Source organism: Microbacterium sp. Mcb102 (assembly GCF_024519805.1).
Lineage (GTDB): Bacteria > Actinomycetota > Actinomycetes > Actinomycetales > Microbacteriaceae > Microbacterium.
The window spans coordinates 681,663-694,646 of record NZ_JALJRG010000001.1; the positions used below are offsets into that span (position 1 = coordinate 681,663).

At 66.9% G+C, this 12,984-nt stretch carries 12 protein-coding genes and 1 tRNA gene; 10 read left to right on the plus strand and 3 right to left on the minus strand.

The genetic code is table 11. The annotated features are described in order from the left end of the window. Nucleotides 1-14: 14 nt before the first annotated feature. Both OC372_RS03305 and OC372_RS03310 read right to left on the minus strand, forming a co-directional pair. Nucleotides 15-1,355 (minus strand): DUF1254 domain-containing protein, encoded by a 1,341-nt coding sequence (locus OC372_RS03305; protein WP_262000923.1) that lies wholly within the window; start codon nucleotides 1,353-1,355, stop codon nucleotides 15-17. 143 nt (nucleotides 1,356-1,498) lie between these two features. After that, nucleotides 1,499-1,581: transfer RNA gene (locus tag OC372_RS03310), tRNA-Leu, on the minus strand. A 112-nt stretch (nucleotides 1,582-1,693) separates the two neighbouring features. On the opposite strand from OC372_RS03310, the gene OC372_RS03315 reads away from it, so the two are divergent. Together OC372_RS03315 and OC372_RS03320 are read left to right on the plus strand one after the other, a co-directional pair. Beyond that, entirely contained in the window at nucleotides 1,694-2,989 is a 1,296-nt protein-coding gene (locus OC372_RS03315; RefSeq protein ID WP_262000924.1) for a M20/M25/M40 family metallo-hydrolase, read from the plus strand. Nucleotides 2,990-3,029: 40 nt separating this feature from the next. Next, nucleotides 3,030-3,854 carry an undecaprenyl-diphosphate phosphatase gene (locus OC372_RS03320; protein WP_029263409.1) on the plus strand — a complete coding sequence of 275 codons (825 nt, stop codon included), beginning with the start codon at nucleotides 3,030-3,032 and terminating at the stop codon, nucleotides 3,852-3,854. Between the two features lie 7 nt (nucleotides 3,855-3,861). Here OC372_RS03320 and OC372_RS03325 read toward each other — a convergent pair whose 3' ends face one another. Further along, nucleotides 3,862-4,710: a PAC2 family protein gene (locus OC372_RS03325; RefSeq protein ID WP_029263408.1), complete on the minus strand. Its 849-nt coding sequence runs from the start codon at nucleotides 4,708-4,710 to the stop codon at nucleotides 3,862-3,864. An 81-nt stretch (nucleotides 4,711-4,791) separates the two neighbouring features. On the opposite strand from OC372_RS03325, the gene OC372_RS03330 reads away from it, so the two are divergent. Genes OC372_RS03330 through OC372_RS03365 form a run of 8 tightly spaced genes read left to right on the plus strand, consistent with a single transcriptional unit; the run spans nucleotide 4,792 to nucleotide 12,982 of the window. Continuing rightward, nucleotides 4,792-5,484 carry an HAD family hydrolase gene (locus tag OC372_RS03330; protein WP_410054849.1) on the plus strand — a complete coding sequence of 231 codons (693 nt, stop codon included), beginning with the start codon at nucleotides 4,792-4,794 and terminating at the stop codon, nucleotides 5,482-5,484. Continuing rightward, nucleotides 5,481-6,500 (plus strand): tRNA (adenine-N1)-methyltransferase, encoded by a 1,020-nt coding sequence (locus OC372_RS03335; protein WP_262000926.1) that lies wholly within the window; start codon nucleotides 5,481-5,483, stop codon nucleotides 6,498-6,500. The genes OC372_RS03330 and OC372_RS03335 overlap by 4 nt, the downstream gene beginning before the upstream one ends. Before the next feature lie 10 nt (nucleotides 6,501-6,510). After that, nucleotides 6,511-7,443 (plus strand): hypothetical protein, encoded by a 933-nt coding sequence (locus tag OC372_RS03340; protein ID WP_262000927.1) that lies wholly within the window; start codon nucleotides 6,511-6,513, stop codon nucleotides 7,441-7,443. Further along, on the plus strand, nucleotides 7,443-8,435 hold the full coding sequence (locus OC372_RS03345; RefSeq protein WP_262000928.1) for a helix-turn-helix transcriptional regulator: 993 nt from the start codon (nucleotides 7,443-7,445) through the stop codon (nucleotides 8,433-8,435). Before OC372_RS03340 ends, OC372_RS03345 begins: the two co-directional genes overlap by 1 nt. Further along, on the plus strand, nucleotides 8,432-9,415 hold the full coding sequence (locus OC372_RS03350; protein WP_105709922.1) for a helix-turn-helix transcriptional regulator: 984 nt from the start codon (nucleotides 8,432-8,434) through the stop codon (nucleotides 9,413-9,415). Before OC372_RS03345 ends, OC372_RS03350 begins: the two co-directional genes overlap by 4 nt. A gap of 44 nt (nucleotides 9,416-9,459) precedes the next feature. Beyond that, nucleotides 9,460-9,696: a twin-arginine translocase TatA/TatE family subunit gene (gene tatA / locus OC372_RS03355; protein ID WP_105709923.1), complete on the plus strand. Its 237-nt coding sequence runs from the start codon at nucleotides 9,460-9,462 to the stop codon at nucleotides 9,694-9,696. A gap of 56 nt (nucleotides 9,697-9,752) precedes the next feature. Beyond that, a complete protein-coding gene (tatC, locus tag OC372_RS03360; protein ID WP_029263401.1) occupies nucleotides 9,753-10,511 on the plus strand; it encodes a twin-arginine translocase subunit TatC in 759 nt (252 codons plus the stop codon). Continuing rightward, a complete protein-coding gene (locus tag OC372_RS03365) occupies nucleotides 10,508-12,982 on the plus strand; it encodes a DEAD/DEAH box helicase (RefSeq protein ID WP_105709924.1) in 2,475 nt (824 codons plus the stop codon). Before tatC ends, OC372_RS03365 begins: the two co-directional genes overlap by 4 nt. Nucleotides 12,983-12,984: the final 2 nt, after the last annotated feature.

The window sequence follows — 12,984 nt, forward strand, 5'->3', positions numbered from 1 at the left end:
GGGCGTGCGCGGACTCACCCCTCCACACGATTGATCGCGGGGACCGTGTAGCGGCGGTCGAGAACGGCGGGATCGGGCTCGTACATCCGCATCACCGGCCGGAAGTCTCCGGCCGGTGCGGGAAGCCAGTTGGCCGCCGCCGTCGCGTCTTCGGGTCGCGCATGGCTGATCGTGATGGTGAGAGCGCCTTCCGCATCGCGGACCAGGCCCGCGGTCCTGTCGCCGATCGAGTACCGCGCGATGGGATTCTCCACCAGGTAGAACTCCGGAACTGAGTACATCGTCAATGACCAGAAGGCGGACACGGGCGGCTCGGGGTCCAGACGCAGCGTGTATGTCCGGGCACCGGTGAGCTGATCTCCGCGGTCGTCGACGTACGTCATGATGTACGCCGCTTCGTACGGGTGGTTGCCCCATAGACCGCCGAGCGCGGCAGCTGCGCGTTCGGCGATTCGTAGTTCGGGGTCGGTCATCTTGAAGCGGTCGTCATCCAGGGCACCGACCTCGAAGTAGTCGAGGTTGTAGTCGAAGGCGTGGAAGGTGAGCTTCCAGCCGTTCTCTTCCGGGCTGGAGCCGTGCGTCAGGATCGTATGGAGGGTCTCCTTGGCGGCGTCCATGTCGCCGACCAGGCGCGCGGCGTCGGAGAGCGGCATCGACGCATAAGGTGATGCGCCCCGCACGGCGATCCCCGTAGAGGCAAGCGAGTCCTGCAACGGACGATCACGCTGTGCGGGTGGGAACTGCTGCGACCAGACGCGGAGCTTCTCGAGGAAGAGCGCGCTCCCTGGCACGTCGGGATCCGGGATGGCAAGGCCTGCAGGAACGGCATCAGGATCTCGCGGCGTCAGCGTCGTGGCGTCCTGGAGTGCGTGTACTTCGGGGAGCTCGTGATCACCGCTCACTGCCCAGCGTCCGACTATCGAGGCGATCGTCGTCGGGAATCGGATCACGACCGTATCTCCGTCGTCGCCGGTCCAGGACGGCGGAACGAGGAGGAACGTCCCCGCGCCCGTTCCGGTCGCGCGATGTCCGACGTAGGCGAAGTTGTTCGTCCATGCGTCGACGAACTGGAGGACGTAGTAGCGGCCGGCAGTGTCAGGGACCTGCAGCGCGACCGGGCCGACACTGAGGTCGACCTGCGCCATCGAGTACAGCGTGTCGTTGTTGATCGTGACGAACGTATCGGCCGGCCCTGCGAGCGTCCGAGCGTGGCTGAAGGTGTTGAACCGGGCGGCGGGGTTGGCGCCGACTCCGGTCGTCGTGTATCGCGTGACCTGATCGAGGTTGAACACGAGCGGAAACCCGTAAAGGTAGGCCTGGGTAATCGTCGAACGATCGGCATCGAGGGCTGTCATGCGGATCAGGCTATCCAGAGCCGTTCGCGTGCAGGGGAGGAGATCATCCCCCTCGGATGAGGTCACTCGTGCGTTACCTCGCGTCGCGTGCGGACAAAGAAGAAGGCCCCGGATCTGTGGGATCCGGGGCCTTCTTTTACCTGTGCGCGGAGGGGGACTTGAACCCCCACGCCCTTACGGGCACTACGACCTCAACGTAGCGCGTCTACCATTCCGCCACCCGCGCAGGTTTTGGATGATCGTTGCCGACCGAAGAATGACATTACCACGTTCCCCGCGGCCTCTCGAACCGAGCGGTACGCCCGGGCGTGGCTCGCCGTTTCGATAGCCTGGAGCACATGACCGATCCCTCTCTTCCCGAGGTCGTGCGCATCGCCAGCGACCTCATCCGCTTCGACACATCCAACTTCGGTGGAGGGAATGCGAAGGGCGAGCGTGAGGCTGCGGAGTACGTGGGCGCCTACCTCGAGGAGCTCGGGCTGGAGGTCGAGTACTACGAGCCGATCGAGCGCCGTACCAACGTGATGGCCCGTGTTCCGGGCCGCGATCGGACCAAACCCGCACTCGTCGTGCACGGACATCTCGACGTCGTGCCCGCGATGGCCGACGACTGGAGCGTCGATCCGTTCGCCGGCCTCGTCCAGGACGGCATGCTGTGGGGACGCGGCGCTGTCGACATGAAGAACATGAACGCGATGATCCTCACCTCCGTCGCCGAGATCCTGCGGGCGGGGGAGCAGCCGGAGCGCGACCTCATCCTGGCGTTCTTCGCCGACGAAGAGAACGGGGGCGTCGAAGGTTCGGCTCTCGTCGTCCAGAATCGTCCGGAGTGGTTCGAAGGAGCCACGGCCGCGATCAGCGAGGTCGGGGGCTACTCGATCACCGTGGACGATCGGCGTGCGTACCTGCTGCAGGTCGGCGAGAAGGCGCTGATCTGGATCCGCCTGGTGGCGAAGGGTCGTGCGGGTCACGGCAGCCGCCTGCACGACGACAATGCCGTGACGAAGCTCTCGGAGGCCGTCGCGGCGATCGGCCGCACGCGCTGGCCTATCCGTCTGACGCCGACGACCACGGCACTGCTGGAGGGACTCAGCGCATTGAGCGGGCGCAGTGCCGACGACCCCGATGCCCTCGCCGCTGCCGCGGGCCCCGCGGAGGCGTTCCTGAGGTCATCGTTCCGGACGACCACGAATCCCACGGCTCTGACCGCCGGATACAAGCACAACGTCATCCCGGAGCGTGCCGAGGCACTCATCGATGTCCGCGTGATCCCCGGGACCGAAGACGATGTGCTCGCCGAGTTGCAGCAGATCGTCGGTGACGACATCGAGATCCAGACGGTCGTCCGTGACATCGGCATGGAGACACCGTTCGAGGGCGAGCTCGTCGAGGCGATGGTCGCCAGCATCGGTCGCCACGACCCCGGTGTCCCCGTGATCCCGTACCTGCTGGGCGCCGGCACCGACAACAAGGCACTCGCCTTCCTGGGGATCACCGGCTACGGATTCGCCCCGCTTCGGCTCCCGGCCGATCTGGACTTCACAGGGATGTTCCACGGAGTCGATGAGCGAGTACCCGTAGAATCGCTTGTCTTCGGCCAGCGGGTGCTGGCCGATCTGCTGCGCACGTACTGAGCGCTGCGCGCTCCGTGCCTCTCTGAACTGAAAGCTCTCCATGCACCTGCTCGAAGCACTGATCCTGGGCATCGTCCAGGGACTCACCGAGTTCCTCCCGATCTCCTCCAGCGCCCATCTGCGCATCCTCGGCACGTTCCTCCCGTCGGGCGAGGACCCGGGTGCGGCTTTCACCGCGATCACTCAGATCGGTACCGAGGCCGCGGTCGTCGTGTTCTTCTGGCGTGACATCGTCCGCATCATCGGCCAGTGGTTCCGCTCACTCGTCGGCAAGGCGCCGCGCAATGATCCCGATGCACGGATGGGCTGGATGATCATCATCGGCAGCATCCCGATCGTGGTGCTCGGGCTGCTCTTCCAGGACCAGATCGAGACCGTGCTCCGCTCGATGTGGATCGTCGCGATCATGCTCATCGTCTTCGGCATCCTGCTCGGTGTCGCCGACCACGTGGGGGCGAAGCGCCGGAAGTTGAACGACCTCACGTACCCGCACGGCATCGCCTTCGGATTCGCGCAGGCACTGGCGCTGATCCCGGGCGTCTCCCGCTCGGGCGGCACCATCACGATGGGGCTCTTCCTCGGTTACGAGCGCGCCGCCGCCGCCCGCTACGCCTTCCTGCTCGCGATCCCCGCGGTGTTCGGCAGCGGCTTCTACCAGGTGTTCAAGAGCTGGGACGAGCCGTCGTTCTTCTCGTTCGGCGACACGCTCGCGGCGACGGGCATCGCGTTCGTGGTCGCCCTCGGGGTCATCGCGTTCTTCATGAACTGGATCTCGAAGCGCAGCTTCCTGCCGTTCGTGATCTATCGGATCCTGCTCGGCACGGTGCTCCTGGTCCTGCTCGGTACCGGTGTGATCGCGGCCTGACCCGGACTCAGCGCTTGCGGTCTCCTGGACCGTCATCGCGACGGCGGAGATACCGCTCGAACGCCTGCGCGATCGCATCGCCGGACGCCTCGGGGGAGTCCCACGTGTCGCGCGTGCGCTCGAGCTGACGGATGTACTCGGCCATGTCTTCGTCCTCCGACGCGGCCGCATCGATCGAAGCCTCCCAGGCCGCGGCCTCGGTGCGCAGCGTCTGGCGATCCACGTCGGCACCGGTCAGCTCCTCGAGCCGGTCGAGCAGGGCGAGAGTCACCTTCGGCGAGGGCGTCGCCGACGCGACGTAATGCGGCACGCTGGCCCACAGGCTGGCGGTGGGGATCCCCGCGTTCTCGGCGAAGTGCTCGATGACGGAAAGGATGCCGACCGGGCCCTCGTAGAGCGAGCGCTCGAGGTCGTGAGCTTCCCGCACCTGCTCGTTCTGGCTGGAGGCGAAGATCGAGATCGGCCGGGTGTGGGGGACGTCCGAGAGCATCGCGCCGAGGGTGACGAGTCCGGTGATGTCATCGCGCAGAGCCACGTCGATGAACTCCGAGGCGAACGCCTGCCAGGTTCGCGCGGGCTCCGCGCCGGTGAGCAGCCAGAACTCGGGTCCCGGCCCCGGATCGCGGGGACGCCACAGCCCGGCCTCCGGCCATGTCAGTCGACGTCGCCCCTCGGCGTCCATCCGGCTCGACGGTCGCGTGTACTGGTAATCGAAGTACAGCTCGGGATCGACGGAGTGCACGAGGTCGTACTCCGATGAAGCCCGCAGCGCCTCGATGGCGCCACTCGCCGCTTCACCCGCATCGTTCCAGCCGTCGAAGGCGGCGATGACGATGCGCTGACCGAGAACATCCATCGTGGGCTCCCTTCGAGATCGTGGACGAGATCCTTCCAGGCTAGTCCGCGACGGCGGGATGCGGGCGGTACCCCGGCTAGCATGGGTTCAGTGAGCAGAAAGCCCAGCGCGGTCCTGTGGGACATGGATGGAACACTCGTCGACACCGAACCCTATTGGATGGCGGCCGAGACGGCGCTGGTCGAATCCTTCGGCGGATCGTGGAGTCACGAGGATGCGCTGCAGCTCGTCGGAAGCGGCCTGCTCGACAGCGCGGTGATCCTCCAGGGGGCCGGCGTCACGATGGAGGCCCAGGCGATCGTCGACCATTTGACCGACGCCGTGCAGGATTCGCTCCGCACCAGTGGCGTGCCGTTCCGCCCGGGAGCTCGCGAACTGCTCCGCGACCTGCGGAGCGCGGGAATTCCGACGGGTCTCGTGACGATGTCCCTGCGGAGGATGGCGCTGAGCGTCGTCGATCTGATCGACTTCGAGGCGTTCGACCTCGTCGTGGCCGGGGACGATGTGGACAACCCGAAGCCGCACCCGGAGCCCTACCTGCAGGCAGCGGCCCTCCTCGACGTCGACATCGCCGACGTGATCGTCATCGAGGATTCGCCGACCGGCGTCCGCGCCGGACTCGCCGCGGGCGCGCTGACGCTCGCCGTGCCGCACATCGTGCCGCTCGACCACCTCGGGGCGCACGAGCTGTGGCCGACGCTCGCCGGAAGGAACACCGGCGACCTCACCGATCTCTTCGACAGCATCAACGCCCGGACAGGAGCACCCCGATGACCGAGAGCCGCGTACCGAGGCCGAGTGGTCCTTTCCGACCAGGCGATCGAGTGCAGCTGACCGGTCCGAAGGGCCGCCTGCACACGGTGACGCTCCGCGAGGACGGGGAGCTGCACACGCACCAGGGCGTGCTGCGCCATCGTGACCTGATCGGCCTTCCCGACGGCTCCGTCGTGGCCAACAGCTCCGGACACGACTACCTGGCGCTCCGTCCCCTGCTGAGGGACTTCGCGATGTCGATGCCCCGCGGTGCAGCGATCGTGTACCCGAAAGATGCGGCGCAGATCGTGATGCAGGCCGACATCTTCCCCGGAGCGACGGTCGTCGAGGCCGGGGTCGGATCCGGGGCGCTCTCCCTTTCGCTCCTGCGGGCCGTCGGCCCGGTGGGAAGCCTGATCTCGTTCGAACGCCGCGAGGACTTCGCCGACGTCGCCCGCGGCAACGTCGAGACGTTCTTCGGCGAACACCCCGACACCTGGCGCGTCGTCGTGGGCGACCTCGTCGAGTCGCTCCCGAATGAGGTGCCGGCCGGCACCGTCGACCGGGTGGTACTGGACATGCTCGCTCCCTGGGAGTGCATGGATGCCGTCGCCGATGCGCTCACCCCCGGCGGTGTCGTCCTCTGCTACGTGGCCACGGCGACGCAGCTGTCGCGTGTCGCGGAGTACATCCGAGGCACCGGGCTCTTCACCGAGCCGGATGCCTCCGAGACGATGGTCCGCGGGTGGCATGTCGAGGGGCTCGCCGTGCGTCCGGATCACCGCATGGTCGCTCACACCGGGTTCCTGCTGACGGCGCGACGACTCGCGCCGGGCGCCGTCGCGCCTTCGGTCAAGCGACGCGCTTCCAAGAGCAGCTACGGCGACGAGGATGTCGAGGCATGGACCCCTGGAGCCGTGGGCGACCGGGAGATCAGTGACAAGAACCTGCGCAAGCGGGCGCGGGAGGCCGAGAAGGCTGCCGAGGGGGCACGCCTTGCTGCGGCGTCGCGCGATTCCGGGCACGCGACGGAATAGACTGGAGCGCGTGCGTAAAACGTCCGCCGTTCTGGCCTCTCTCAGCCTTGCCGTCCTCGCTCTGACCGGCTGCACCGCCGCGGCACCCGACGGTGGCGTCGCGTGTGATCGCGGGGCCGGATCGAACGAGATCCGTGACGCCGTGACCGTGGAAGGCGACGTCGGGTCGACGCCGGATGTGAGCGTGTTCAGCCCGCTGCACCTCAAGGAGACCGCTTTCGCCGACACGACGGTGGGCGAGGGCCGGAAGATCCTCGACAACGCGCAGGCTCTCGTGGTGGAGCTCTCGATCTTCAGCGGTGAGACCGGCAAGCAGGTCTACGCGACCTCGTACGACGAGTCCAAGGGTCAGGTCTCCACGGCCGACTATTGGGCGACGCAGTCGCCCGGGCTCAAGTCGGTGTTCGAGTGCGCGACGGCAGGGTCCCGGATCGTCGCCGCACTCACCCCGGAAGACTTCGGTGCGAACAACCTCGAAGGGTTCGGTCTCGCGGCCGACGACAACGCGGTGTTCGTCATCGATGTGGTCGATGTGTTCCTCTCCCGCGCCGAGGGTTCCCTGCAATTCAACGACGCGAAGGGCATGCCGACCGTGGTGCGCGCTCCTGATGGCACGCCGGGCGTCATCATTCCGGACAGCGCCGCACCCACGGAGCAGGTTGTCCAGACCCTCATCAAGGGCGACGGTGATGAGGTCAAAGCGGGCCAGATCCCCCTCCTGAACGTGATGGCTGTGGGCTGGGATGACAAGAAGGTCATCAACAGCACGTGGGGCCAGGGACCGACCGGTGATCTCTCGACCTCGGCACCGACCGTCGCAGAGGCGCTCATCGGCGAGACCGTGGGCTCGCAGATCCTCGTCGTGACCCCGGCAGGTGACGCCGGTCCTGCCGTGGCGTACGTCGTCGACATCCTGGGCGCAGTCACGGCGCCGACGCAGTGATGGCCAGTCGGATCCCCGCGGAAGAGCGCCTGACGAATCTCGTCGTGGCGCTGATGGCCACGGAGATCGGGCTGACCAAGCAGCAGATCCTCGACAACGTCTCCGGATATCGGCAGCGAGCGGATGCGGGCACGCGCTCCGACGCGCTGGAGAAGATGTTCGAGCGGGACAAAGACGAGTTGCGCACCCTCGGCGTGCCGATCGAGACGATCGGAGACGCGGCTGATCCGAACGACCTCCGAGAAGCCCGCTACCGTATTCCGCAAGCGGAATACGACCTTCCCGGTGACATCGAGTTCTCCGCCGCAGAAATGGCCGTGTTGCAGCTGGCCGGGAGCGTCTGGAGCGCGGAGTCCGTCTCTGGCGACGCGCAATCGGGCGTCCGCAAGATCCGTGCCCTGGGCATCGACGGGGACGAGCCGATCATCGGCTTCGCGCCGCGCATCACCGCCCGCGACGCCGCCTTCGCGCCGCTCCAGGATGCGATCGAGCGGTGCCGCGTCGTCGCCTTCGATTATCTGAAGCCCGGGGAGGATGCGCCTCGGCGGCGGCGGATCCGCCCGTTGGCACTGGTCGACTACGAGGCCCGGTGGCACGTGTTCGGCATCGACGTGGACGTCGAGGAGGACAGGACGTTCCTGCTCAGTCGCATCGTGGGCGCCGTCAAGGTGAGCCCCACGACCTTCGACTCCGCGCTCCGTGACGGAGCGGGGGAGCGGGCGCTCTCCGGCCTGGAGCGCGTGGCGGCTGCGAACTCGGCTCTGCTGGAGGTGACGCCCGGCACCGAGGCAGCACTGCGGCTCGGGCGTCGTGCGACGTCGGCGCCGCAGGGAATCCACGTCCCGTTCGTCGACCTGCACATCTTCGCCGATGAGCTCGCCTCCTACGGACCCGAGGTGCGGGTGGTCGAACCGGTCGCGTTGCGCGATGCGGTCATCGAGCGGCTGCGAGCGGTCGTCGAATCGCACACCGATCAGGCGGAGGCGTCATGAGCGCGAAGTCCAAGCCGTTGCTCGCAGCCGACCGCGTCCGCCTCTACCTCACTCTTGTGCCGTACCTGCTCGAGCACGGCCAGGTGTCTCTCACCGAAGCCGCAGAGGAATTCGGCGTGACGCCGCAGGAGATGCGCGGCATGGTCGAGAAGCTGACGGTGATCGGGCTCCCCGGGGAATCCGGTTATTGGCAGCAGCCGCAGGAGATGTTCGACATCAACTGGGATCTGCTCGACCTCGAGGACGTCATCGAGATCACCAACGACGTGGCCCTGCGTCGAGTTCCGCGCTTCACTGCCCGTGAGGCGGCGGCGCTCCTCGCCGGACTGCAGATGGTCGCAGCGGTTCCGGCCGTCTCGGACTCGGGGCTCGTCGCCGGGCTCATCTCGAAGCTGTCCCGCGGTGCCGCGGATGCTCCCGCCGAGGTGGTCGTCGCGCCGAGCGCCGTCGACGAGGTGCGCGAAGCCGTCGCTCGGGGGCTGCACGAGGGCGTCGCGATCGCCTTCACCTATCAGGCTCCGGATGCCGCGCCGACGACCAGAACGGTCGACCCGATGCAGATCCTCATCACGAACGGCCAGTGGTACCTGCAGGGGTGGTGCCATATGCGGCAGGCGATGAGGACGTTCCATCTCGACCGCGTCAGCGCACCGACCCTCACCGACATCCCGATCACCCACGGCGGTGAACACGTTCCCGAGGCTTTCGCCGGTCTCGACGACGAGCGCGAGGTCACCGTGCGTGTGCCGGAGCGCCTCGCCCCCCTTTTGAGCGGCTTCGTTCCCACCGGGCAACCCGACGTGGTCGACGGGGCGGTGACCACCACGCTCCACCTCGCCGATCCGCGCGGCGTCAAGAGGCTCGCCGGGCGATTCGGCGGCGCGATGGAGGTGTTGGAGCCGGGTATCGCCCGATCCGCCACGCGGGACTGGGCCGCGTCGGGACTCGCGCTTTATCGCCGCCCCGATGCCGAGCATTGATCTGTAGACTGAACCGAACGCTCATCGACGACGGGAATCCTTACATGTTCGCTGGAATGCAAGGCTGGCACCTTCTGATCGTGCTCGCCGTCATCCTCCTTCTGTTCGGTGCCGCCAAGCTGCCGGCGCTGGCGAAGAGCATGGGCCAGTCCGCCCGCGTCTTCAAGGGTGAGATGAAGGCGATGAAGGAAGAGGACGCGCCTCGCGCCGACTCGACCATCGCCGACCCCACGTCGGTCAAGGACTCGGGCGCAGACCCTGAGACTCCGCCTCGCGCCTGACGGCCGTGGCAGCCATCGAACCGACCGTGATGCCGAAGGCGGATCGGGATCGGCGGATGTCGCTGGGCGCGCATCTCGTCGAATTGCGCAAGCGTCTGATGTATGCGGCGCTCGCTCTGGTCGTGGGCATGGTCGTGGCGTTCATCGTCGCCGACCCGGTCATCCACTTCATCACGGAGCCCATCCGCATCATCACCGAGAAACGCGGTGATGACTTCAGCGCGCTCAACTTCGGCACGGTGACTGCCGCGTTCGACATGCGCATGCGGATCGCCTTCTCGATCGGCCTCTTCATCTCGGCGCCGGTCTGGCTGTGGCAGGTGTGGGCTTTCATCATGCCCGGCCTGACCCGCAAGGAGATCAAGTACACAGTCGGCTTCGTGGTCGCTGCCGTCCCGCTGTTCTTCGCCGGGTGCTACCTGGGCGTGATGATCATGCCGCACGTGATCGAACTCATGTGGAGTTTCACGCCCGACGGTGCGACCAACTTCTACTACGCGCAGGAGTACTACGACTTCGTCTTCAAGCTGATGATCGTCATCGGCGTCTCGTTCGTCCTGCCGGTGTTCCTCGTCGCGCTTAACCTCGCCGGGGTCATGTCGGGCCGGGCGATCCTCAAGGGCTGGCGCATCGCCATCATCATCGCGACGGTGTTCGCCGCGCTCGCGACCCCGGCCGCCGACGTGGTCAGCATGCTGATGCTCGCGGGGATCCTGATCGTCCTCTTCTTCGCCGCCGCGGGGCTCTCTTTGCTGTTCGACAGGCGCAAGCGCAAGCGCGACGAAGCGACCGGGCTGTTGCCGGACGCGGTATGAGTTCGCCGTCCGATAGGTACGCGCAGGCGCAGCAGGCAGCGGAGCACCCGGAGACCTCGGCGTTCGCGGCACTGCAGAAGTTCGAGCTCGATCCATTCCAGGTCGCGGGATGCCATGCTCTGGAGAACGGCCGCAGTGTGCTGGTGGCCGCACCGACGGGGGCTGGCAAGACGATCGTCGGCGAGTTCGCGATCCATCTCGCGATGCGGACCCCGAGCGACAAGGCGTTCTACACCACGCCGATGAAGGCGCTCTCGAACCAGAAGTTCCGTGAGTTGGTCGAGGTGTACGGAGCGGATCAGGTCGGTCTGCTCACCGGTGACACCAACATCAACGGCAACGCGCGGATCGTGGTGATGACCACCGAGGTCCTCCGCAACATGATCTACGCCGACTCCGCCGCGCTCCGCGACCTGCGCTACGTGATCATGGACGAAGTCCACTACCTCGCAGATCGTTTCCGCGGCGCAGTGTGGGAAGAGGTCATCATCCACCTGCCTCAGCGGGTGCGATTGGTGTCACTGAGCGCCACGGTCTCCAATGCGGAGGAGTTCGGCGACTGGCTCGACACGGTGCGCGGCGACACCGACGTCATCGTCTCCGAGATCAGGCCCGTGCCGCTGGAGCAGCACGTCCTCGTCCGCGATGACCTGCTTCCGCTCTTCGACGATCGTGCGGGCATCGCGACCGCGCAGGTGAACCAGGAGCTGATGCGCATCCGCTCGTCGACCGGGTCGAACTACGACAACAACCGGCAGGTGCAGTCGTACCGCAGTGACCGCCATGCCGGGCGACAGGCGAAGCGTCCGCCGCGGGGTGGACGGCGGCCCGTGCGCGCCGCCAACGCCCGCCGGATCGAGCGGATGGATCGTCCGGAAGTCGTGCACCTCCTGGAGCGAGCGAACCTCCTCCCCGCCATCTTCTTCATCTTCAGTCGCGTGGGGTGCGACGCCGCAGTGCAGCAGGTGCGGCGCGCCGGGGTTCGGCTGACGTCCGCCGAGGAACGCGCGGAGATCCGTGCACTCGTTGAGGACCGCACCCGGACTCTCCAGGACGAAGACCTCGACGTGCTCGGCTACTGGGAGTGGCTGGACAACCTCGAGCGCGGCGTCGCCTCGCACCACGCGGGTCTGCTGCCGGCGTTCAAGGAAGTCGTCGAGGAGCTGTACCGACGCAAACTCGTGAAGGTCGTCTTCGCGACGGAGACTCTGGCGCTCGGCATCAACATGCCCGCCCGCACCGTCGTGCTCGAGAAGATGGAGAAGTTCAACGGCGAGGCCCGGGTCGCGATCACTTCGGGGGAGTACACCCAGCTCACCGGTCGCGCCGGAAGACGGGGGATCGACGTCGAAGGTCATGCGGTCGTGCAGTGGACCGAAGGCATGGACCCACAGGCCGTCGCCGCGCTGGCGTCGCGCCGCACGTACCCGTTGAACTCGAGTTTCCGCCCCACCTACAACATGGCCGTGAACCTGATCGACATGTTCGGCAAGGCCAGGGCTCGTGAGATCCTCGAGTCGTCGTTCGCGCAGTTCCAGGCGGATCGCGCCGTCGTCGGACTGGCGCGCCAGGTGCGAGAAGCTGAAGCGTCGCTGGCGGGATACCAGAGCTCGATGGCCTGCGAGCACGGCGACTTCCCTGAGTACGCCGCCATTCGCCGGGAGCTCAGCGATCTCGAGAAGAAGAATCGTCAGGATTCCCAGGCGCCGCGGGCGTCGCGTGACAAACGGATGAAACGCATCCAGACGCTGCGCACGCAGATGCAGCGCCACCCCTGCCATCGCTGCCCGGATCGGGAAGCACACGCGCGCTGGGCGGAACGCTACTGGAAGCTCAAGCGCCAGACCGATCGGATCCGGCGTCAGATCGAGACCCGGACCGGGACGGTGGCGCGCGTGTTCGATCGGGTCGTCGAGGTACTCGAGACTCTGGACTACCTCACGGAAGTCGATGGCGAGACCACGTTGACGGAAGCCGGGCGCACGATGCGCCGGATCTACGGTGAGCGAGATCTCCTCGTCGCAGAGTCGCTGCGCCAGGGACTCTGGGCGGGCCTCGATGCCCCCTCACTCGCGGCGATGGCGTGCTGCCTCGTGTACGAACCGCGCCGTGACGAGGCGAACTCGGGGGAGCGGGGTCTCCCGCGTGGAGCATTCCGCACGGCCTGGGAGAAGACGACGACGCTCTGGGCCGAACTCGACGACCTCGAACAGGATCATCGCCTGCCGGGCAGCGAACCGCTCGCCGCCGGGCTCGCCGGCGCGATGCATGCCTGGGCTCGCGGCGGCATGCTCGACCGGGTGCTGATCGACGCCGACATGGCCGCGGGAGACTTCGTGCGCTGGGCGAAGCAGACGATCGACCTCCTCGATCAGCTGTCCATCGTGGCCGAGGATGCGGCTGTCGCTCGCACCGCACGCAGTGCCCTCGACGGTGTGCGCCGCGGCATCGTCGCCTATTCGTCGATGTGATG